This is a genomic window from Paenibacillus sp. GL_099_B (assembly GCF_057835695.1).
In genome coordinates, this window is record NZ_CM174430.1 from 3,475,814 (window position 1) to 3,497,887 (window position 22,074).

The following is a 22,074-nucleotide window of genomic DNA, read 5'->3' on the forward strand; positions in this document are numbered from 1 at the left end:
GTCTCATACCGCATCGCCAAAACGGCGCGGAATGGGGCTTTTTTTTGTGAGAGCAGTTCGTGTAATACAAAAAAAATGGTAATGTATAAGGCTATATATGGGTATCTAATAAGTAATACATCTGTCCTTGTGAGCGGAACCGGGGTTGCGGTCAGGGCAAATATGACATATATTTGGGGGTGTGACATGCCATCAGATATAGGAGAGGGGATGTATCATGAACACACCATTACATACCAATCAACATCACCAAAATTCGAATTTTGGTTTTGCATTGGCTGACTCAGCCGTACTTGCCGAGACGAAACTAATCATTTCACACCCAGGGGACACAAACGAATTTCAATTGGATATTGATCCGCAGCGCCGTTTGAAGGATGGACGCAAAGTATCGGTTGTTGCGCAGCAAATGGATGCACCGCCGGATCGGCAAGATGCCATTATCATATATGGGGAGGAGCTGGGATTTGTACAATATGCAGTTACCCTGCGACCAGACAGTACATGCTCACTCACTCCCATTGAAGGAATAGATCATCCGATCGTATTGAATTTGGGTGACTTTGCAGAAGGGGAGTACGAGCTGCGAATTTCACTGCACGTCAAAACACCCCGCATCGCAGAGGGACCACTGGAGCCCGAGCAGCATGCCATGGTGAAATATGCTCAGGTAGTAACTGTAGCGATATGTCTGTTTCCAGCCGAAGTTGTGCAGATGAACGCAGTACCCGAAACGGTCTGGACACGGGATAATCATGTGTTTGACTCCTACGGCAGTGGTGGCTTTATTCTCGCAGATCTGCCTCGTATGGCTAAACGTGTAGAAGATTTGATCGGTTCTGGAAACCATAATCTGATTGAACAATTCAGTGAGGGTGACCTTTCGGACACCTTGCTGGAGGAAGGTCTCATGGCGATTGCCTGGGGAGTAACACCATGGTGTTATTCGATTTATTCGGCTCCGGATGAACATTCGAGAACTATACTTTCGGTAGACAAGCTGGGTGATGAACCTCAGACCACGGGAATATACCGTGTGCATCCTGAAAGTAAACAATTAAGTATCGTGCCGGTAAATGAATTGGCTTACTGGCCATCCTGTGCAGAGAAAGCATGGCCTGTAATTGATGTTGCGGGTGAAGGCGAGACGTTGCGTATGGACTTGTATGTTCAGATCTGTGAATCAGTGAATGGACTGCACGAAAATCCACTGCCTTCATTTGTACTCACCCGCAGTGAGGGACAGCCCGAGGCGATCATCCCACTAATCGACGTCGTAATTGTAGACTAATAAATAGAAGTGTGGTGACGAACACAGATGATGACTGAAGAGATTCAGGAGCAATACGCCGATGAGCTTGAAGCTTTTCATATATGGATGAAAGATGCGGGCTACACGGGACATACGGTAAAATCATACACAGGTGACGTTGCTGAATTTCTCATCTCTATTAATGGAAAGTCACTGGAGCAGGTCAAAAAACTTCATGTTTTATCCTTCTTGTCCCGAGCTCGGGAAAGAGGGGTAAGTGACTCTACGCGGAATCGGAAACACGCAGCGGTGAACTGTTTTTATAAGTCATTGATTGAGCTTGAATTGGTGACCAATAACCCCGCTTTCGGAATTAAGAAATCCAAAACCGAGCAAAATCGTGCCCCCGTCTTCCTTGACGAAAGCGGTTTGGAACGATTTTTGCAATCGGTCGAGGGCAAGTATCGTACACGAAACCTGGCTATTTTTCTGCTCATGGGATACATGGGATTGCGGGTCGGAGAGGTTCATGCCTTGAACTGCAAAAACTATAATGCGGAACGGCGCACGCTGGACGTATTCGGTAAGGGCCGGAAATGGCGTACACTGCCTGTGCCTGAGACCGTTGCCGAACTGTTATCCCAGGCTCTCCAGGAGCGGCTGGATCCATGGCGTGCAAAGGAAGAGGCCTTATTCGTCTCGCAAAAAGGGAAACGATTGTCGATTCGCAGTATTCAGCTTATATCGACCGAAACCTTTGAACGCTTTCAGCAGGAATCGGCCTCCAATCAGCGTGTGAACTATTCCAGTCATAAACTGCGTCACTCATTCGCTACCATGATGCTTAGACGCGGAGCAGATTTGCGAACGGTTCAGGAGCTGTTGGGTCACTCCTCCATTCAAACCACCACGGTGTACACCCACGTAACCAGCCGTGAGAAGGAGGAAGCGATGGCCTTGCTGGATGTCAAACTTCCCGCGTTTGTGGCGGATATGTAAGAGATAAGCTTCAGTTATATATAGAAGGAAGTAATGATAGAGAAGCCTGTCCACGTGACAGGTTTTTTTGTAATTTCATGTAGAGGAGTGTTAATACATTTAATGGGAATATGAGAGGTGAATACTAATTTTAAATAAATCTGTTTTTTATTAACGGAACAATTATTATGTAAACTTAAATATGAAATCAATTTTTATTTTGCTATAATTAATACTTGTTTATAACAAGACCAAAGGACCACTCGCATCTTCATAAGGAAGATACAGGTGGTCCTTTAGTTATACAACCTTTACGCTAGTTGCTCATGATAAAATAACGTGATTAGACAAACACCTGGATTTACTCCAGTCCGGCAATCTGTTCCTTCAATTTGTTAGCAGAGGCTTGGAAAGCGACTTTCTCCGTCTCATTCAAAGGAAGGGGAAGAATCTCACGTACGCCGTTGCGATCAACAACACATGGAACACCCAGATAAACATCGGATACGCCATTGTAATCTTCCAGTAACGTCGATACATTCAATACGGAGCCTTCATTGCCGAGAATGGCAGCCACGATTCGGTCCAATGCAAGCGCGATTGCATAGGAAGTAGCTCCTTTGGCATTAATAATCTCATATGCTGCATTTTTGGTCCGGTCAAAGATATCCTGCTGCGTTTCTTCATCCAGCTCCAGATCCGTTCCAGCAACGTTGGCGAGACTCCATACCGGTACTTCGGAATCGCCATGCTCCCCAATAATATGGGCGTGAATGCTTCGTGGATCAATTCCTTTGTTTTTACCAATTAGGTAACGGAAACGTGCACTGTCCAGTAACGTACCAGAACCAATCACACGAGAAGCGGGCCAACCGCTTTGTTTCCACGAGGTATAGGACAAAATATCTACAGGATTCGTTGCAATCAAAAGAATACCATGGGAATTAACTTCAGTAATACGTTCAATGATCTCTTTGAAAATGCTTGCATTTTTCTTCAGCAGATCAATTCGAGTTTCTCCTGGTTTTTGGGAAGCACCCGCAGTAATAATAATGATGTCTGCGTCCTTGCAGTCGGAGTAATCGCCTGCCCATACTTTAACGCCTCCGGTAAATGGGAGACCGTGGTTCATATCCAGCATTTCGCCGGTAGCCTTATCATGATTCACGTCCACAAATACCAACTCGGACGAACGCTGTCTTAACATCAGCGTGTATCCCGTTGTTGTTCCCACCGCACCCATGCCTACAATAACGACACGACTTGGTTTGAGCGCTGCACTGTTTACCATTTTCATATCCTCTCCTTTTTGGGGTATACTTCCAATCCATATTAAGGGATAAGCCTGTGAAAAGCGAGCCATGTCTATAAACTTTCTCACATTTCATGTCTATTTGCGGAAGATTTCGTCGAAAACCCGGTTTATATTCCGCAGAAGAAACAGATGCAGCAAAAAAACGCTGCCCGCTTCCAGAGAGTGGAGATGAACCTTTTCGACATCGTTTGTGGTAGAATAGGAGTAGTGGATTCAGATGAATCGTAAATACAACATGAATGGACAGGCATGCGCGCCTGCTTATTGGATGAGAGAGGTGGAAACCACTTGCGTTCGCAATGGATCAAAATCGCGCAGACAGCACTGCTGTCTATCGGTATAGCTGCACTGCTGGCGGCTTGCACCGATTCGGGAGAGACCCCGGTGGCAGAGCCGCCGCAGGAGCGAGAAGATAACGGGAATATGGGCCAGACATTAACTGTTGTTCCCCCTGCAAACAGTACACAAGCTGCGGATACAGCCAAATATCAAATTCAGACCCGGTTAACGGATTTCCAGTTGCTTAATGGTAACGGTGGATTAGCATGGGGAGTGACGCGGAACGCCCTGCGTCTGTATTATACTCAGGATCAGGGAAGTACTTGGACCAACATCTCACCTTCGGAAAATGTACAGTTTCCGGCTAATCCGCAATATGGACAAAGCATTTATTTTGTAGATAGTACACATGGATGGATTGTTCGTGAAGGAATGGGCGGAACAGATACGATGGTGCTGCGCACGAACAACGGAGGAGCGAGTTGGAGCCTGTCCTCCTTGTCGAAGACGGATAAGGTGACGGCCATTACATTTGTTTCTCCTGAGAAAGGCTGGATACTGACAACAGTGGATACTTCCATTGGCAAGCAAGACAAGAAACTGTATCTTACCGAAGATGGCGGTATTACCTGGAATCAGATGACTTTGAGTGACGAAGATGGTAAACCAGCATCTGCAGAGATCCCTACACGGGGTTATTCCACTGGGATGACTTTCTCGGACTCGGATCACGGGTTCTTGACCGCTCTAGAGTTCGGTACGCCGAAATTGTACGTTACATCGGACGGTGGCCAACATTGGAAGGCGGGCCCGTCGTTCTTTGACCGAAACAAATTTAACGGATGTGGTAATTTTAACATCAGCTCGCCACAGTTTTTTGGACGGGAAGCTCAAACAGCCTGGATGTCGATATCCTGTTCTCAAGGGGAAAGCACCAAGTTCAACGGGTTTTTCACAACAAATGGCGGAGAGAGCTGGCAGTTATCAACGTTCAGTCTGAATAAACAAACCGGAATCAATCGCGGTCTGACTCCTACATTTCTGAATCCCTTGGAAGGCTGGGTCATGCAGAAAGGCAAGACTTATTACACGAAAGATGCCGGCAAGACCTGGAAGGCACTTCCTGTAAGTGAAATATTGGAAAACATTCTCAAAGAGTACCCGGAGATCGTCAAGCTCCAAATGGTTTCTTCGAAACTAGGCTGGATTTTGGTCGAAAATACGGATACCAAAAGATCACTGTTGCTGCAAACCGTAGACGGCGGTGTGCGCTGGAAAGTACTATAATTGCGTTGAAATAGAACGCCTTTAGAAGAGGAACCTACGGGTTTCTTTTCATTTCAATTACTTTGTGAATTAAATCACAATAATTCCCTTCAAATGATGTTATATTGAATTCAAGAAGAGATGGGAGTGATGAACATGAGAACGAATGAACAAGCTCAATTCACGCAGGCGGACGAGTTAACCAGATACATGCTCCAATTATGCTACACATGTGATGATGCCAACCGTTGTACCACCGAGGAAGAAGTCAAAGCTTGTATGGCGAAGTACGCACAGGCAGATGAACCGGAACAGACTGATGGTGGAGAAGTAACACGCGGATATATGGATCTGATGTACGCTTAAAATCCAAGTAGACGGAAAAAATACTGCTTTATCAACGATTGGCCCCCGATTGGGGGCGTTTTTTATTGGAAAACGAAGAAAGCAGGGCTTTTTTATCAACCAAGGAAGCTGACTTTTGTGGTCTGATCCGGGTATTACGGGAGCATTAGCGGACCCAAAACTTCTTTCCATACATTACTGTATCGCCTTTTACAGGCACCAAGAGAGTCATTTATTATACCCTCGCAGGCTCGCGATAACTTCTTTAACCCTAACGGAAACTCTCAGATGCCTATTGTACTGATCGGAAACTTTATTACTGTTACAATGTTTGCTCCGGATAACCTGGCTGCAGTATAGATGCCAACAACACCCCCCAGGGGAAGCTAGAGGTTTATTTTGGAACTTAATCACTTTCAAATAATTCAGAATTTAGATATCAATTGTAAAAAAAATTTCTGCTGGCTTAATGTTTGATAATAGCCTTTTTTATTTTTGTTTCACATTCGCCTTTTCAATAAATCCAAAAATAGAATACTTTATGACATACCACAAATGATGAGGAAAACGCAGGAGTGAAGTTGGTTATGAGGAAAGAAGATATGGTGGAGGGTATGGTGGTTTCACGTCCATCGGTGCAATTCTGGTACTCTTTATCTTGTTGGTCATCATCTCTAAAGCATTCTTAGTTTAATTCTTCAGCTTTAAAAAGAGCTCTGCTACCCAGGCAGAGCTCTTTTGGGTTTTGTCCCAGAGGGGGATCTAAGTCAACAATTATCGATCTGAATGGTCGGATACTCTTTTGCGCATTCCAGCTAGACCTAGTAAACCAAGCAAGCCCAGCCAGCCCCAATCCATACGCTTACCGTCATCTGTTGAATTTGCTCTTACACTGTTTGGATTATAATTGGAGCTGTTGTAATGGTACGTATTATTGTCACGACCATCAACAGTAGCTTCATTTACATTTTGAGCCGATGCAGGAACAGCTAAAGCTGCAAACAACAATATTGAAGCAAAAACAGTTGTTACTCGTTTCTTCATGAAAATAACCTCCTTAAAGCGTGATGAATTTAATTTCTCCAAAAATCAGTTCATTATTCCATTGTGAATTTTTCAGTGTTTTTGAATATGTTGTTATTTAATTAGGAACTATATATCTGGTGGAAAATAAATATTGAAGGAGCGGTTTTGATGGGAATATTAAGTGGAAATCCAAAAAATGAACCTATGCATTATGGCGAAATCTTCAGCGTATGGCAATGTTCAACGGTTGCAAAGGGAGCTCTTTCCTTCTACCAAGCATTTCTAAATCATGCAGGAGATAAGGATTTGAAAAAAACATTGGACGCACTGATTGATCAGGCTAAACTGGAGATTAAAGAGTGTGATACCTTGCTTACTGATAATGGGATTGCTCCAACACCAGCCTTACCAGATAGACCTCCAGTAAAACTTGAAGACATTCCTGTTGGTGCAAGGTTCACTGATCCTGAGATAGCGGCAAAAATTGCATCTGATACTTCGATGGGACTGGTTGCTTGTAGTCAAGTTATGGGTCAATCGATTAGAGAGGATATTGGAGCCTTGTTTGCCAAATATCACGTTACTAAAACCGCTTTAGGCGTTCGTATTCTTCAAATGAGTAAAGAAAAAGGTTGGCTTGTTCCTCCTCCTCTTCAAGTGAAAAGACCTGAAGCAGTTGAAGCTTAAAATTGATAAACTCCCTGCTGACTATAAACGTTGGCAGGGAGTTTTTGCCGTTGGAGTAATTTTTAGTGCCGGATTAGTAAGCAACCGCATATTATGGAATCCCCTTCTCTCTACTCCAGTGTTGTTGTGAACTTCCCCAGTATACCTCCAAAGCGTATGCAAGACGGCTTAAAGATCTTGGCGTAACCGGGGCGTGGAAACTGTTTTGATAATGCCTGTATCGAGTCTTTCTTCACACACCTTAAGACCGAAGAAATTTATCGAAATAAACCAAACTGCTTCGACGATGTGTAGCAAGGTGTGGATCGTGACATCGAGTTTTATAATAACCGCCGTTGCCAAATAAAACTCGGCGAGCGTTAACCTATAGAGGACAGAGAAACACATAAGGGCTAAACTACCATGTCAGTAGCCTTTTTTTGTTAGAGATAGCTTTAAAATAGTTGTTCGTCCATACTTCAAACCAACTTCATACGTACACTAAACTATGTTTATAGGGAGGTGTCCTGATTGAGTTGTCCAGATGAGAAAAAAAGGTGTAAGAAAAAAAATGTAACTGTTCATTCTCCAAAAGGAAAAAAAAAAATCGCCGAGTAATTAAAAAAATTGTACAGGTAAAGTGTCCTTCACCTGAAGTAAATGTTACTACGCCGACAGTTGTTGGGCCTACTGGTCCCCAAGGCTTACAGGGGATCCAAGGAAAACAAGGCGTAGAAGGCGTTCCAGGGCCGATCGGACCTCAAGGGCCAGCTGGAGGACCTCCAGGGCCGCAAGGACCTCAAGGGCAACCAGGTCCAGCGGGAGCAGTAGGTCCTCAAGGCGAAGCAGGACCTGCGGGGCCGATGGGCGCGCAGGGTATCCCTGGGGAACAAGGACTTGTGGGACCACAAGGTCCGCAAGGATTGCCTGGTCCAGCCGGAGCCATCGGACCACAAGGATTTCCCGGACCAGCGGGAGCAACTGGCCCGGCTGGTGCCGCCGGAGCGGCAGGCGCAACTGGTGTTGCTGGTCCGACAGGCGTCACTGGAGTAACGGGAGTAGCAGGTGTAGCAGGTCCAACGGGCGTCACCGGAACCACGGGAGTAGCTGGTGTAGCTGGACCAACAGGTGTTACTGGCGCTACAGGTGCAGCCGGAGGGGTTCTTGGATTTGCCGATTTTTTTGCTCTGATGCCTCCAGACAATGCAGCTACTGTTGCTCCAGGCACGGATGTAAGTTTTCCTCAAGATGGGCCTACTAGCGGAACGACTATTTCTCGAACGGGTCCTAGTTCATTCAATCTAGCAGCAATAGGCACTTACCAAGTACTGTTTCAAGTTAGTATCAATGAAGCCGGTCAACTTATTTTAACCCTCAATGGTGCTGATTTGGCTCCAACCGTAGTTGGGCGGGCAACAGGAACGTCTCAGATTGTAGAAGTAGCTTTAGTACAAACGACTGTCATTAATTCAATACTGACCGTACGCAACCCGGCTGGTAATTCCACTGCACTGACGATTACACCTCTCGCCGGAGGAACAAGGCCAGTTTCGGCACATCTGGTTATCACGCAATTGGCATAAAGAGGGTACAAAGGGTATCCTCAACTGGGATATCAGTCATTCATCAAGGCCGCTATCCCAGTTGGTGCCAAGGTTTTCAAAAAAGATCGATTGTATCCATAATAGTAAGAAGCAACGCTGCTCCAAAGTATTGATGAGTGGAAAGAAACGACTCTGGGTGCAGATTACAAAGCATAATGTAGTGCATTAAACGTTGAGAATAGTGCTCATTTTCGTTTGGAGGCAACCCTTCGGCATTCTGTCGGAGGGTTTTTCCCTTCAACCTTTTGGATTTGAATCAGAATAACAAGTTCCCTGTTAACGTGCATATATATTACAGAAGACGGGTCAAGACTCCGGCTGTCCTAGGTTTTATGAACGGAGGGGAGAGACATGGGCATTGAATCATCCTGGATGTTTGATTTTTTTGGAACCGTCTTTCCGGTAGTATTTGTCCTGATTATAGGTATTGTTCTTCTGTCGGTAGGGAAAGAAGTATGGAGATGGGGACGCAATAACTCAGAGCCACTGCTTACCGTACCTTCTCGTATTACCAGCAGGAGAATGCAGATGAGTCAGTCGCACTCCGAACCAGGAAGTACAGCCCGTACGCATTATTACATCACTTTTGAAGTGGAGAGCGGAGATCGTCTCGAATTCAAAGTGAATGGTGATGAGTACGGCATGTGCGCCGAGGGAGATGAAGGTCGACTCTCTTTCAAGGGAACGCGTTATGTAGGCTTTGAACGCTACAATCGTTTGTATTCAGAGCGTGTACGCGGATAAACCGGCTGGCTTGCGCCATAATGGCGTAAGCTTTTTTTAATTTCTTTTACGGACAAGCGTTTCTTAATGGGGCTAACGTGTTTTTATATAAGAAGAGACTTTATTCAATTTATGGTCCATATTCGGTGAGTTGATGTAGACTTATGTGATGAATGGACCATCCTAATAGAGGAGGAAATGATGATGTCATTTACAGATCAAGTCGTGGTTGTGACGGGAGCAGCCCAAGGAATCGGTCGAAGTGTAGCTGAGGCCTATGCGGTTGCAGGGGCTAAAGTCGTACTTGCCGACTATCAGGAAGCGGAAGGGGCTGCTGCGGCAGCTTCGATTCGCAATGAAGGCGGAGAAGCCATTTTTGTCCAATGTGATGTACGTCAAGAGAAGGATATAACGAACCTCATTCAAACTACAATGGATGAATTCAAACAGATTGATGTGCTCGTAAACAATGCGGGTGTCTCCAGATGGAAGTCTCCCTATGAGCTAACGCTGGAAGAGTGGGACGATATACTCAATACCAATGTGCGAAGTTGCTTTCTCGCAAGCCGGGAAGCAGCGAAGCATATGAAGCAGAACGAAAATGGTGGAGCGATTGTGAACATGGCCTCAACACGTGCCTTTATGTCAGAGCCGGAAACAGAGGCCTATACTGCGTCCAAGGGTGCTATCGTGGCGTTGACCCATGCGATGGCGGTCTCCTTGGGTAAGGATAAAATTCGGGTCAATTGTATCAGTCCGGGATGGATTGAGACAGGCGATGTTGAAAAATTGAAGCCAGAGGACCATGAACAGCACCCGGCAGGACGTGTAGGCGTACCTTCGGATATCTCCCGCGCTTGTTTATATTTGTCCGATCCGAGCAATACCTTTGTCACAGGGACCAACCTGATTATTGATGGGGGCATGACCCGAAAAATGATATATGAGGACTAGTACCGGGATTTCTCCGGTCAATTGTAAACTTTTGAAAACATAGCAGAAATAAGCCCAAGTTAAGCACTTGGGCTTATTTGTTTTTGATAACTCGGTTGCTATAATAAATGTGATTTTACCACAGTACAGGAATGGAGGGAGATTATGTTCGGGAACTCATCCCGGAAAGTGTTTTGGCTATTACTGCTGATTGGAGGGATTATAATGACAGGCTTTGAATCTACTGCGGAAGCTGACGCAGATATACGAGCAGCCTGGGTATGGCAGGCCAAGTCTGTCAGTGATGGAGGAAATGAGCTGCTGGAGAATGCAGCTAAACATAAGATTAACAGACTGTATGTGAATGTGGATATGAATCTGTCAGAGGAGGTTTATCATACATTTATATCCAAAGCCACCAAGGCTGGAATTGCAGTTGAAGCTCTTGGGGGAGATCCGTCATGGGCAGTCAGCGGTCGTGAAGGTCCGATGCTCAAGCTGGCGTCCTGGGTGAGTAATTATAACCTGGCTGCAAAGCAGGAAGAGCGATTTGACGCCCTTCACTTGGATATCAAACCTTATGTATTGCCACAGTGGAAAGAAGATGCCAAGCCGCTGGTCCAGTCCTGGGTTGTCAATATGAAGCTCTTGCTGGAACAGGTTAAACAGGCTGGGGCGGTTGAAGTGAATGTCGACTTGCCTTTTTGGCTGGATTCTTACACCGTGACGGGTAGCAGAACTACTGACGATGCGGATAACGAGTCGTTGTCACACTGGTTTATTGGACAATTTGATCATATTACGCTATTGGCTTACCGTGATAGCGCCCAAGGAAACAATGGAATTATACGTTTGGTAGAACAGGAAATGATATGGGCGGACGCCAGAAATGGTTCTATTACCGTTGGGGTAAACACCAAGCCCATGCCTGGGGAAGAGTTCACGACTTTTGCTGGCAAAGGTGCAGCGCAATTGGAGAGTGTCATAAAGGAAGTGGCATCTGCATTCACGGATCACGCTTCCTACTCCGGTTCGGCTGTGCATGACATTGTGTACTGGGGGCAGCTGGAACCAGAGGAACAGCCACCATTACCGGAGAATCCATCCAATCAACCGGAAATTCGGGGAACCTATATCTGGCAGGCTTCTCAGGTTACGAATGATGGTGGAGATCACATTTTGGAGTTCGCCAAAGAGCAAAACGTTAATTGGTTATACGTCCGGCTTGATTTGGATCAACCGTACTCCAGCTATCGCAGTTTTGTGAAACGGGCCCAGGCTCAAGGTATTGAGGTTCATGCCATGGGAGGCCATCCAATATGGGGTAAAGAGGAAAATCGGCCACGAATAAAGCGCCTGATCGATTATGTGAAGAATTATAACGCTGAATCCGAACCGGATGAACGTTTTAAGGGGATTCATCTCGATATTGAGCCATACACCTTACCTGAATGGGAAAATGATCGGGACAAGCTGCTGACCGAATGGGCTGCTAATATTGCTTATTTCCATGAAGAGACGAAAAAGGACAGTGATCTGGAAACGAGTGCCGATCTGGCCGTTTGGCTCGATACGTCCCCGTTACCGGGAAGAGACATGTCCGTCAGTGAATACATGATCACAACGCTGGATCACGTATCTCTGATGGCATTCCGTAACATTGCCGAAGGCTCCAATGGAATTGCCGACGTTGTCAGTCAGGAAATGAAAATTGCGGATCGTTTGGGTAAACCACTCCTGATTTCGGTGGAGATGAAAGAGAATTTTGAAGGTAAACATATTTCATTTTATGATAAGGGAGCAGCGGAGATGGAACGTCAGCTGGCACTGCTTCCAGATCTGTTAAGCGAGTATAAAGCCTACAAAGGCAATATCGTCCATGCTTACGATTACTGGATTCAAGCCAAGCCCTGAATAGGCAGGTTATATAGGAAATGTTATGTCTCGGGACTTCACATAGGGTGAGGTTCCGGGCTTTTTTTATGGGAAAAAGATAAAATCGTGTCACCGAATGGGCACCTGCACAATACGATATACGGTGATGAAGAGGTTCAACAAGGGAGGAAAAAGGATATGGCTGTTATTAAAGCCAACTCGGAAGACGTCAAGCTGCTCGCTAGACTGATGAGAGCGGAGGCTGAAGGTGACGGCGAACAAGGCATGCTGCTTGTAGGCAATGTGGGTGTAAACCGGGTGCTCGGCGATTGCTTGGATTTCGGTGATATTCGGGACATTAATCGAATGGTGTTTCAGAACCCGGGTGGCTTCGAGTCTACGCAAAAAGGGTACTTCTACCAAAGAGCAAGACAATCGGAAATACGCTTGGCACAGCGTGTCATTAATGGTGAACGCTTCTGGCCAGCTAGCAACTCCCTGTGGTTTTTCCGTCCGGTGGGAGAATGTCCGCCAACCTGGTATGACCAGCAAAATACAGGCCGCTTCAAGGCGCATTGTTTCTTCAGTCCGACAGGCGAAGACTGTCCAACAGTATATTAAATTTTGGGAGGAATCACAATGATTAATCAGCCATATCAACCAACACAGGTTATGGGCCAACAGGCCAATTCGCAAGTACAAGGAACTTCTTACAAAATTGGAAACGGAATGCCGATGATGTCGCCAACACCAGGCATGGTTTCACCTAGCTCCACAAGCGTACCTCCGCTCGTATCGAGCGGTGCTCCAATGACACCTACGGGTGGCGTTGTAACCACAACTGCGCCACAGTTCGAACAATCCTACATTGAAAACATCTTACGGCTCAACCTGGGCAAATGTGGAACATTCTACATGACTTACGAAGGAAACAAAGAATGGAACGCCCGCATTTTCCAAGGCATACTGGAGGCAGCTGGTCGTGACCATATCATCATCAGTGACCCGAACACTGGAAAACGGATCATTCTTCTGATGGTCAATTTTGACTATGCTACATTCGATGAGCCGTTGTTGTATCAATATCCAGGCGTGATCGGGAACTATCCGCAACAACCGAGCAGACGCTAATCTGTAGGGAAAAAAGAACATAATATAATACGGCCATACACAGGCTGCCTCGAATGTGGATGTTATTCCGCAAACGCGGCAGCTTTTCCTATATTATTAAATAGACGATAAACTAAACTAAAATTAAACATAAGCAGAAGTAACCTTTTTCTCAAAACAGGGCACTTAAAGATAAATACATCAAGCAGCAAGCGCACAGGAAGGAGCAAGACATATTGAAGACATGGATCGATGGAGCAATCCAGGGGGAAGCCGAGGCCTATGAACAACTGGTGAAGCAATTTCGTGGGATGGCACTGGCTGTCGCTTATCAAAAATTAAGGGATACGTTCCTGGCTGAAGATGTAGTACAAGAGGCATTCACGGAGGCCTTTGCGAATTTGTCCAAACTGGACAATCCTGATGCTTTTCCCGGGTGGTTCAAAGTCATCGTGGAGAGACAGTGTTACCGTCTAATGAGGCGTAAGCAGCATGGCACCATCCCGGTTCTGGAGATTCAGGATGTAATTCAAGAAGAGGATCAGGCTCATAATCCTGAAGAACAGGCTTTGAAAGGAGAGGTGCATCGTCTCCTGCGAGATTCGATTTCCATTTTGCCAACTTCCATGCAGCTTGCTGTTGAACTGTTTTATTTTCAGGGCTACTCGCTCAAGGAAATGTCGGAATTCCTCGGGGTTAATGTTCCGGCTCTAAAGAAACGGTTGTATGATGCCAGATCCAGGCTCAGACGTTCATTGCCTGTGGCCGATGTGATTTCAGTATTTAGTGATCTATACGAAGGAGGAAAAGGGATGCTTCACATTATGAATGGTGACCATGCGGCAGATCGATTAAGACAAAGTGGGATTCAAGGTGAAATTCTGGTCTGGCGAGAGCTCTATACATTTGGACCGATAACAAGAAATATGAGGAATGAGAAAGATCGAAGTGGACGTGCACAATATTTGGAGCAGCACTTGGGTATTCCACAGACTGAATACTTGAAAATTAAGGAACTTGAGCAGACACTTAAGTCATTCCATCAGCACGAAGAGATCGTCCTGTGGTTTGAGTATGACCTCTATGATCAGGCAATGCTATCGTATTTGCTGCACTATTTCAAGGAACAGGACTTGAAGAATACAAAGCTGAATCTGTTATGCATCGACACCTATCCGGATATTGAACATTTTCGGGGACTTGGGCAACTTACACCCTCACAGATCGGACGTTTATCAGGTACTTGGCATGTGATGGGATCAGAGGAAATCCAGGCTGGCAGCGAGTTTTGGACAGCATATGCATCATCTGACATTCAGGATCACAAGGACTACTTTCTGAAAAATACATCGGTGCTCCCTTTTGCACATGCTGCATTCAAGGCCCACCTGTCCCGTCTGCCTTCTTTATCGAACGGACTGGGCATAATTGAGCAATCCACACTGGAGGCCATAAGAGAGGGCGTGGACAGCCCGTATCCATTATTCAAGCATGTTGGAGACCAATTGCATATCTTGGGAATGGGTGATCTGGAGTACTGGGCTCATCTGAAGAGAATGACGGAGGAGCCTCATGCTTTACTTCGACTAAGTGGTGTAAAAGCTTTTCCTAACTTCCAGCAGCATCATGATGAATTCCGTCACGGTGTCTTGTCTTTGACCGAACTCGGTATTCAGGTGCTGAATGGAGAAGCAGATTGGGCACTATTAAGACATGATAATTCCTGGATTGGCGGTCTTCAGATTGGCGAAGGTAAAAAAGTAAACTGGCGTTGGGACACCGTTAATGAGAACGTAGTGATCCTATAGAGAGTGAGATGTCAGTAGAAGCAGAATAAAAGCAGTGGAGTGGTAGAAGCAGTAAAGCGGTAGGTAGGTGTGCTAGCTAATCCTCATCATCCATAAAATCATGAAAAAAGAGTATCCCGCCATGCCTGAGCATGGGCTAGGATACTCTTTTGTTAGTTCAACCGTTATTCTACTTGGACGCATCCAACTTCAATGCAGTTACCATCTTGCGGAACACGTCCGTATTATCAAGATAACCGGAGAACAGGCGGGACCCTGGTCCCGAGGCATTGATTGGCACATCGTCGAATGTGTGGACTTCCTGGCCTTCATCATGAGGCAAATTACCCGTGTAGTGAACACCGTCCGGATCTTTGTCCGGGTTAGCGATATACCATGTTTTGTCTTTCACGTTAGGGTCCTGAATGGTAGGGCTGATTGGCACCGGATTAGCAAGATAGTTCTCGTTGTTATCCGGCATATTGCCCCAGCCAACAGCAATCTTCCACTCGGAATCCGGGTTGTCGGGGAAGCCATCTCCGTTTGCATCCACATACGTCGGGAATTTGGAGTCAGCATATGTGCCGATCAATTCACGGAGTTCGTCACCCGATTTACCTTTGGCGGCTTCCGTGTTATACGTTCCGTTGAGGGTAAGAGAATGACCGTGGTCCGATGTGACGATAACGAGCGTATCCGGGTGTTCCTTGGCATATTCCTTAACCCGACCCACCGTTTGATCGAATTCAATCGCATCCCATACGGAGCGTTCAAAATCCATCGTGTGAGCCTGTTTATCAATCGATGCGCCTTCGACCATCAGGAAAAATCCGTTTTTGTTCTGTTCCAGCACCTGAAGGGCTGTGTCGGTCATTTCCATCAACGTTGGCTGATCGGTATCCTTGCCCACAATTTCCGCGTTGTTAGGCTGAGTATACTCCCGGTCATAATATACGTTCATGTTGCCTTTGCGGAATAATCCAAGCAATGATTTGGTAGAGGTAGACTTGTCCAGATTCGTTGCATCTGTAACGTAGGTATATCCTTCTTTTTTGAACTCCTCCACAATATTGCGTCCATCTTTGCGTTTTCCGCCGTCAGCTGCTGGAAGGAACCACTCCAGTCCACCGCCCAGAATAACATCCGGTCGATTGGCTTCATTCAGATACATGCTGGCGATCGCTTCTTGTTCCCCGCGCTTACGTGTATGTACAGCCATCGCAGCAGGTGTCGCATCTGTCACATCCGCAGTCGTTACTAGGCCAGTAGCCATGCCACGTGTCCGTTTGACCAGCTCAACGATGTTTTCCGCCTTCGGATCGTCAAAAGGGTCTGGTGTATTGTCGGGGTAGACACCCTCGGCGTTTACAGCTGTTTTGTGACCGGTTGCATAAGCGGAAGCACTATTGGCGGAATCGGTGACGATGGAATCCATGCCAGACGTGGTGACCATGCCCATGGCATCCATTTGTTCCATCTCCAGCCAACCCTTGAATTTGCCTTCGTTAATGCCCTTGGATACAACACGAGCGGCGGTACGAATATTGGCACTCATGCCATCGCCGATCATCAGAACGACATTTTTGGCTTGCTCACCGTTTGTCAGTGTGGCTGTGTCTTTAGAAGGATCGAACACTTGGTATACGACCCTTGAATATGTACGCTTGCCTGTAGCAGTCGTTTCGGCGGTTACCACAATGGAATCACTCTCTTTGAAGGCAACATCCCGGATGGTGTATTCTGTGCTCAGGTCGGTGCTGCTTGTCCATGTTCCGGACTTGCCGAAGTATTTGTCCGGTGACAGGCCATTAACCTGGATTTTAATGTCTTTCGATTTCAGCTTGGCACCGTTCAGCTCAACCCGGAAATCCAGCTTTTGTCCTGCCAGAATCTGAGCGCGGTCAATAGGTAAAATGGTAAATGCAGCCGTGGCCGTCTGTTGCTGGGCAGATACGGGTTCAGCATTGACCTGCCAAGGCACTGCTGTAATCGCAACAGCCGCGCTGAGTAGTAGAGCATTCCATTTCATAGCATGATGGCTTTTCATGAACATACCTCCGAGATCAAATTGTTGTTCTATTTGGAAGTATATAGCTGAATGATTAACTGAGCGTAAGAGAAAAGTTAAACCTAAGCAAGAAGATGCATATATTTGTTAGTAAAACGTAAAAAAAACTGCGCATTCGGTACATTTGTTAACGAAATAGCCCGTATGTATCATTTCGTTGTCATAGGACACGGATTGACTGTGTAGTGTAGAATTATATAATAAAAGAAGCATATCCTTGTTATTCGACAGAAGAAGGTGGAGGTGAACGCATTGGGAAGTTGAAACTGCATATGAGCGGCAGAATGGCAAATATCCTACATTTTCGAAGGAGGTGGACCTATTTGCCGAAGAATGACGGCGAATAGGATGATAATTTGAGTGACCCCTTACCGAGTATATTAAATTTATTTTTAATTGCTTTGCTTGTATTGATGAATGGTTTCTTTGTCTCGGCAGAATTTGCGATGGTCAAAGTTCGTGGTAGCCGGATTGAAGCCTTGGTGGAAACAGGCAATAAAAATGCGATTTATGCTTCCAATATTGTACGCAACATGGATGCTTATCTATCCGCGTGTCAATTGGGCATAACGCTCGCTTCACTTGGACTCGGTTGGCTGGGAGAGCCGGCGATTGCTCACCTGTTAGAGCCCATGTTTACCGCATTTGGAATGGGGCCGGTATACGTACACGGGATTTCCATTGCGATTGCTTTTGTTATTATTACGATTTTGCATATTGTACTCGGGGAACTTGCTCCCAAGACGATGGCAATCCGCAAATCAGAGACGATCACGTTATGGTCTGCGGCGCTGCTTACGTTCTTTTACAAATTAATGTATCCCTTTATATGGGCATTGAATGGTATGGCGAACAGCCTGCTGAGAGTGTTTCGCATGGCACCGGCCTCGGAGCATGACTCGGCGCATAGTGAAGATGAAATACGCATTCTGATGAAAGAAAGCAATAAGAGCGGTTTAATTGACAATACTGAATTGGCGCTTGTTGATAATATATTTGATTTTACGGCAACAACCGCCCGTGAAATTATGATTCCGCGGACGGAAATGATCTGCCTGAATGCCAATCAGTCCATGCTGGAAAATCTGGAAATTGCCAGTGAAAGCATGCGTACCCGTTATCCGGTTTATAACGGTGACAAAGACCATATTATCGGTTTTATTCACATTAAAGACCTGATGCGATCTCAGCTTACAGATACCATCTCGGTGATTCGGCCGATTCTCGCAGTACCCGATTCCACTCCGATCAGTGACTTGCTCAAGCGGATGCAACGTAGCAAGACACAGATTGCCATCCTGATCGATGAGTACGGAGGAACCTCCGGTCTTGTAACGCTTGAAGATATCATGGAGGAGATCGTGGGCGAGATTCAGGACGAATTTGACCAAGAGCGTCCGGCGATTGAGAAAGTGGATGAGATGGAATATTCCATTGACGGCCTCATGCTGATTGAAGAAGTTAGTGAGCGCTTTGGGCTGGATATGGACCGGGCGGATTATGATACGATTGGCGGCTGGTTATACTCCAGAGTAGAGGCCGTCCCACCAGAAGTGGGGCAGTCGGTAGAGTATGATGGATATGTCTTTGTTATTCAAGAGACCGAACATAAGCGGATTTCACGTGTGAATGTGATTAAGCTGGATCTGATGGTTGAAGGCGAAGGAGCCTGATCCAAGGTATTATTTTTGGAGACAGGAAAATCGGTCTATTGAGAAGCCGTACGGTGGAATATTTCACTGTGCGGCTTTTTGTTTACTCTATAATCGTAGCATGCACGGCTGCAAACAGGGTATAATGGAACGACTTTGCAAGATAGGAGAGGTTGAGATTGAGCTATCGCATTGAGGTTGGATTTACACCTGTATTTGAATTCATGGCCAGTTTGCATACATATATTTGCCGAAAATCGCATAAAAAGATTGATTTATCTATAGCCTGGGCGCAAGAAACAGAAGGGCAGCTAACCCCTGAGCTTGCTACTGTCTTGCAAGATATGAACGTGGATGATGATTGGAAATGGATGTATCTGCTTGTCTGTTTGCGAGTGGAAGCCGAGGAGCCGGAGGATTTTATTGAATGGTTCAGCAAACGAACAGTGCTTGAGCTCCATGACATTTTTGCCCGGTACAGCTTCCCGTATACGGACGATATCGCTGCTTTCCAGACCAAGATGACCTATGTCTTAACCGGGTGGAATGAGCAATATTTTTGCTTGCTTGATCCCGCGATCTTACAACATCTGCGCCAGGAGGTTCTGAACCGTAAGGAACAGTTAAGTCATTCTCCCCAGAAAGAGGTACTCGACGATGCGACCAACGGTTTGATGTTCCGAGATATGAAGGGTCTGGATAGACTGCTGCTTGTGCCACAATTTCATTTTCAACCGCTAAATGTCATCCTGCATTTTGGGGATACTCTGTTGTGCCATTATTCCTCCAGATTGTATATGGGAGACCATGAGTATATTCCGACTCATCATTTGCGTGTGATCCGCAGTTTGGGAGAGAAGAACCGACTGAAAATCATGCGTTTTCTGCATCAGGGACCGCGTTCGTTCATAGAAATTGTTCGTCACTTGAAGCTCTCCAAAGGAATTACTCATGACCATCTTTCCAAGCTTCGTGGAGCAGGGTTGGTCTACGCGCATTTTGAAGGAGAGAGCTTGGTTGAGTATTCTCTTCGTCTGCATGCACTGGAGCAAATTTTACCGAATGTGATGAATTATCTGGAGCAATAACGTTTATCAAAATGTGGTTTTTAGAAAAAATATATTCCTCCGATACAGCCGTATGTTTGTTGTGGCCGAACTGAAATTTATTCAGGAAATCCGCGCAAAACATACGGCTATTTTATCGCTTTAAAGTGGATATTAATGGGTTTAATATAAATATTTTTTTGTGGTTCTCTATTTACAGAACTAAATGAGGTTCTTATAATAGGGCTTATCGAACTTATACCTTACTAATTTCATAGGAATTATATATATTCTGGATTATTTCGGGAATTAGGAACGGCTGAGCGAGAAAAATATGGATCATTTATGAATTGGGGAGGATTTTATGAGATTGAAAGGTTTATCCGTGGCATCGTTAATCATCAGTAGTGCAATTGTATTATCGGCATGTGCTGGAGGTGGAGGAGCAGAGACCACTACCGCTGGAAGCGGGACAACAAATTCGGGCACACAAGCCACTCCGGTTTCAGCAGCACTGGATGCACCATTTCAGGCAACGGACCTGAATCAATTACCTGAGACGGCAAAAAAACGCACGGATACGGTTATTGTGGGACTTACGGATCCCAGCGGGGCTTTCACACCGTACTTCCATCAGAGCGGATATGATGGCAACGTTGCTTCATTGCTTTTTGCTTCGCTCGTGACCGTAGATGAGAAAGGATTACCTGTTCCTGATCTCGCTGAAAGCTGGGATGTGTCCGACGATCAGCGTACATACACGTTTCATCTGAGAAAAGATTCCAAGTTCAGTGACGGCTCACCGCTTACCGCAGATGATATCGCTTTTACATGGACCATTCTGCATGACAAGTCGTATGACGGTGGATTCGATATTTTCTCCACCAAGGTGAAAGGCGGTAAAGCGTATACCGAAGGAAAGGCAGATCACATCGAGGGTATTAAGGTCATTGATCCGTTAACGATCTCGGTCACGCTGGAACAGCCAAACGCAACTGCTCTGCTTACATTGGGCTCAGAGGTGTTATCCAAAGCCTACTACGGCAAAGACTATCAATTCGGAAAGCTCGAATACATTAAAAATCTTCATGCAACACCTGTAGGCAATGGCCCTTACAAACTTGAAAAGTTCATTCCGGGTCAGGAAGTACGATTTGTTGCCAACGAGTTCTACTACAAGGGCAAACCGAAAACCGAGCATTTCATATATAAAACATCGGAAGGAGACACCTGGCAGTTTATTGAGACCGGAGAGATCGACTTCACTTCGTTCACGGCTACTCAGGAGAATATTGATAAGCTGAAAAATATCCCATACCTCAACCTTCTGCCTTACACACCAAGTACATACGGATATTTACAGCTCAATCTGGAACATGAACAGCTTCAGGAAAAAGAAGTACGCCAAGCCATAACGTATGGCCTGGATCGTCAGTCCATCTATGTGGACGCTAACCAAGGGGCAGGTGCTGTTGCCAACATTCCGACTTCACCAATTTCCTGGTCTTATACGGAAGAAGGCATTAATCCATACGCCTATGATCCGGACAAAGCTAATCAATTGCTGGATGACGCAGGCTGGGTGCCTGGAGCGGATGGCATCCGTGAGAAAAACGGGAAGAAGTTGTCCCTGCATTTCCTCGGAACGAAAAGTCCGGCCACGGATATCTTCATTGCTGTAGCCAAAGAAAACTTTGAAGCGATTGGCGTGCAGTTCCAGCCTGAAGTGTTTGCCGATTTCAACTCGCTTGTCTCCAAAGTGGAGGGCGGCGATTACGACCTGGCTTCCTTCTCCACACCGATGTTAACGGATCCTTCGGACGGTGTGCTGCAATTTGTGGATGGTGAGCTGAAAGGGTACGACAATCCCAAAGTGAAAGAGCTTTATAACAAAGGTCTGGCTACGACAGACATTGAGGAGCGCAAGGCAGTATACAAAGAGTTGTACCAGTTGCTCAACGATGAGCTGCCTGTCATTTTCACCAGTTACAAAAAAACAGTCTATGCCTATAACGGTCGGATCGATGGACTCTCTCTCAGTCCATACCGCGGGATTGCAACCAGCTTGCCCGAGTGGTCTCTGAAATAAACGGTCGTACGAAGCAAGAAACATAAATACCGAAATAAACAAAACGTCCCTTGTGTTTGC

Annotated in this window: 18 protein-coding genes and 2 pseudogenes; 17 read left to right on the plus strand and 3 right to left on the minus strand. The window is 45.9% G+C overall.

Going from position 1 to position 22,074, the window contains the following annotated elements; translation table 11 throughout:
• The first annotated feature begins 217 nt into the window (after positions 1–217).
• Together AC3ITG_RS15875 and AC3ITG_RS15880 are read left to right on the plus strand one after the other, a co-directional pair.
• Complete coding sequence (locus AC3ITG_RS15875; protein ID WP_489254346.1) at positions 218–1,291, plus strand: hypothetical protein; 1,074 nt, start codon at positions 218–220, stop codon at positions 1,289–1,291.
• Between the two features lie 27 nt (positions 1,292–1,318).
• Entirely contained in the window at positions 1,319–2,251 is a 933-nt protein-coding gene (locus AC3ITG_RS15880; RefSeq protein WP_413378884.1) for a tyrosine-type recombinase/integrase, read from the plus strand.
• Positions 2,252–2,591: 340 nt separating this feature from the next.
• On the opposite strand, the gene AC3ITG_RS15885 is transcribed toward AC3ITG_RS15880, so the two are convergent.
• Positions 2,592–3,521: an L-lactate dehydrogenase gene (locus tag AC3ITG_RS15885; protein WP_024632045.1), complete on the minus strand. Its 930-nt coding sequence runs from the start codon at positions 3,519–3,521 to the stop codon at positions 2,592–2,594.
• Between the two features lie 312 nt (positions 3,522–3,833).
• Here AC3ITG_RS15885 and AC3ITG_RS15890 point away from each other — a divergent pair, with 312 nt between their 5' ends.
• The 3 genes and pseudogenes from AC3ITG_RS15890 to AC3ITG_RS15900 form a co-directional block, all read left to right on the plus strand.
• Complete coding sequence (locus AC3ITG_RS15890) at positions 3,834–5,111, plus strand: VPS10 domain-containing protein (RefSeq protein ID WP_489254347.1); 1,278 nt, start codon at positions 3,834–3,836, stop codon at positions 5,109–5,111.
• A gap of 135 nt (positions 5,112–5,246) precedes the next feature.
• Positions 5,247–5,456, plus strand: a complete 210-nt coding sequence (locus tag AC3ITG_RS15895; RefSeq protein ID WP_024632043.1) for a hypothetical protein — start codon at positions 5,247–5,249, stop codon at positions 5,454–5,456.
• A gap of 583 nt (positions 5,457–6,039) precedes the next feature.
• Positions 6,040–6,129: pseudogene (locus AC3ITG_RS15900) on the plus strand (YjcZ family sporulation protein); the annotation flags it as partial.
• An 80-nt stretch (positions 6,130–6,209) separates the two neighbouring features.
• Here the strand turns inward: AC3ITG_RS15900 and AC3ITG_RS15905 are convergent.
• Positions 6,210–6,479 carry a WGxxGxxG family protein gene (locus AC3ITG_RS15905; protein ID WP_489254348.1) on the minus strand — a complete coding sequence of 90 codons (270 nt, stop codon included), beginning with the start codon at positions 6,477–6,479 and terminating at the stop codon, positions 6,210–6,212.
• A 150-nt stretch (positions 6,480–6,629) separates the two neighbouring features.
• Between AC3ITG_RS15905 and AC3ITG_RS15910 the strand changes: the two genes are divergently transcribed.
• From AC3ITG_RS15910 to AC3ITG_RS15950, 9 genes and pseudogenes are all read left to right on the plus strand, one after another.
• Positions 6,630–7,148: a DUF3231 family protein gene (locus AC3ITG_RS15910; protein WP_489254349.1), complete on the plus strand. Its 519-nt coding sequence runs from the start codon at positions 6,630–6,632 to the stop codon at positions 7,146–7,148.
• Positions 7,149–7,285: 137 nt separating this feature from the next.
• A pseudogene (locus tag AC3ITG_RS15915) lies at positions 7,286–7,409 on the plus strand (IS3-like element ISBth8 family transposase); the annotation flags it as partial.
• A gap of 581 nt (positions 7,410–7,990) precedes the next feature.
• Positions 7,991–8,710, plus strand: a complete 720-nt coding sequence (locus AC3ITG_RS15920) for a collagen-like protein (RefSeq protein WP_489254350.1) — start codon at positions 7,991–7,993, stop codon at positions 8,708–8,710.
• A gap of 372 nt (positions 8,711–9,082) precedes the next feature.
• Positions 9,083–9,475, plus strand: coding sequence for a DUF2500 domain-containing protein (locus AC3ITG_RS15925; protein ID WP_413378896.1), 393 nt, complete (start codon positions 9,083–9,085; stop codon positions 9,473–9,475).
• 183 nt (positions 9,476–9,658) lie between these two features.
• The gene (locus AC3ITG_RS15930; RefSeq protein ID WP_489254473.1) at positions 9,659–10,408 is read left to right on the plus strand and encodes an SDR family NAD(P)-dependent oxidoreductase; all 750 of its coding nucleotides are present in this window, start codon (positions 9,659–9,661) and stop codon (positions 10,406–10,408) included.
• Between the two features lie 204 nt (positions 10,409–10,612).
• Positions 10,613–12,301 carry a hypothetical protein gene (locus AC3ITG_RS15935; protein ID WP_489254351.1) on the plus strand — a complete coding sequence of 563 codons (1,689 nt, stop codon included), beginning with the start codon at positions 10,613–10,615 and terminating at the stop codon, positions 12,299–12,301.
• Between the two features lie 159 nt (positions 12,302–12,460).
• On the plus strand, positions 12,461–12,883 hold the full coding sequence (locus AC3ITG_RS15940; protein ID WP_063563952.1) for a cell wall hydrolase: 423 nt from the start codon (positions 12,461–12,463) through the stop codon (positions 12,881–12,883).
• A gap of 18 nt (positions 12,884–12,901) precedes the next feature.
• Positions 12,902–13,393 (plus strand): spore coat protein GerQ, encoded by a 492-nt coding sequence (gerQ, locus tag AC3ITG_RS15945; RefSeq protein WP_076288616.1) that lies wholly within the window; start codon positions 12,902–12,904, stop codon positions 13,391–13,393.
• Positions 13,394–13,608: 215 nt separating this feature from the next.
• The gene (locus AC3ITG_RS15950; RefSeq protein ID WP_489254352.1) at positions 13,609–15,180 is read left to right on the plus strand and encodes a sigma-70 family RNA polymerase sigma factor; all 1,572 of its coding nucleotides are present in this window, start codon (positions 13,609–13,611) and stop codon (positions 15,178–15,180) included.
• Between the two features lie 169 nt (positions 15,181–15,349).
• Here the strand turns inward: AC3ITG_RS15950 and AC3ITG_RS15955 are convergent, their stop codons facing one another.
• Positions 15,350–17,206 carry an alkaline phosphatase gene (locus AC3ITG_RS15955; RefSeq protein WP_489254353.1) on the minus strand — a complete coding sequence of 619 codons (1,857 nt, stop codon included), beginning with the start codon at positions 17,204–17,206 and terminating at the stop codon, positions 15,350–15,352.
• A 377-nt stretch (positions 17,207–17,583) separates the two neighbouring features.
• Between AC3ITG_RS15955 and AC3ITG_RS15960 the strand changes: the two genes are divergently transcribed.
• The 3 genes from AC3ITG_RS15960 (at position 17,584) to AC3ITG_RS15970 (ending at position 22,014) form a co-directional block, all read left to right on the plus strand.
• Entirely contained in the window at positions 17,584–18,900 is a 1,317-nt protein-coding gene (locus AC3ITG_RS15960) for a hemolysin family protein (protein ID WP_489254354.1), read from the plus strand.
• Between the two features lie 158 nt (positions 18,901–19,058).
• Entirely contained in the window at positions 19,059–19,967 is a 909-nt protein-coding gene (locus AC3ITG_RS15965; RefSeq protein ID WP_489254355.1) for an ArsR/SmtB family transcription factor, read from the plus strand.
• Between the two features lie 322 nt (positions 19,968–20,289).
• Positions 20,290–22,014, plus strand: a complete 1,725-nt coding sequence (locus AC3ITG_RS15970; protein WP_489254356.1) for an ABC transporter substrate-binding protein — start codon at positions 20,290–20,292, stop codon at positions 22,012–22,014.
• Positions 22,015–22,074 lie beyond the last annotated feature (60 nt).

What these genes read in the sequence shown, in the direction of transcription:
- AC3ITG_RS15930 (WP_489254473.1), top strand. Translation starts at nt 9,659, where the DNA reads ATGTCATTTACAGATCAAGTCGTGGTTGTGACGGGAGCAGCCCAAGGA.
- AC3ITG_RS15880 (WP_413378884.1), top strand. Translation starts at nt 1,319, where the DNA reads ATGATGACTGAAGAGATTCAGGAGCAATACGCCGATGAGCTTGAAGCT.
- AC3ITG_RS15920 (WP_489254350.1), top strand. Translation starts at nt 7,991, where the DNA reads ATGGGCGCGCAGGGTATCCCTGGGGAACAAGGACTTGTGGGACCACAA.
- AC3ITG_RS15955 (WP_489254353.1), bottom strand. Translation starts at nt 17,206, where the DNA reads ATGAAAAGCCATCATGCTATGAAATGGAATGCTCTACTACTCAGCGCG.
- AC3ITG_RS15935 (WP_489254351.1), top strand. Translation starts at nt 10,613, where the DNA reads ATGACAGGCTTTGAATCTACTGCGGAAGCTGACGCAGATATACGAGCA.
- AC3ITG_RS15940 (WP_063563952.1), top strand. Translation starts at nt 12,461, where the DNA reads ATGGCTGTTATTAAAGCCAACTCGGAAGACGTCAAGCTGCTCGCTAGA.
- AC3ITG_RS15905 (WP_489254348.1), bottom strand. Translation starts at nt 6,479, where the DNA reads ATGAAGAAACGAGTAACAACTGTTTTTGCTTCAATATTGTTGTTTGCA.
- AC3ITG_RS15895 (WP_024632043.1), top strand. Translation starts at nt 5,247, where the DNA reads ATGAGAACGAATGAACAAGCTCAATTCACGCAGGCGGACGAGTTAACC.
- AC3ITG_RS15970 (WP_489254356.1), top strand. Translation starts at nt 20,290, where the DNA reads ATGAGATTGAAAGGTTTATCCGTGGCATCGTTAATCATCAGTAGTGCA.
- AC3ITG_RS15885 (WP_024632045.1), bottom strand. Translation starts at nt 3,521, where the DNA reads ATGGTAAACAGTGCAGCGCTCAAACCAAGTCGTGTCGTTATTGTAGGC.
- AC3ITG_RS15875 (WP_489254346.1), top strand. Translation starts at nt 218, where the DNA reads ATGAACACACCATTACATACCAATCAACATCACCAAAATTCGAATTTT.
- AC3ITG_RS15925 (WP_413378896.1), top strand. Translation starts at nt 9,083, where the DNA reads ATGGGCATTGAATCATCCTGGATGTTTGATTTTTTTGGAACCGTCTTT.
- AC3ITG_RS15910 (WP_489254349.1), top strand. Translation starts at nt 6,630, where the DNA reads ATGGGAATATTAAGTGGAAATCCAAAAAATGAACCTATGCATTATGGC.
- gerQ (WP_076288616.1), top strand. Translation starts at nt 12,902, where the DNA reads ATGATTAATCAGCCATATCAACCAACACAGGTTATGGGCCAACAGGCC.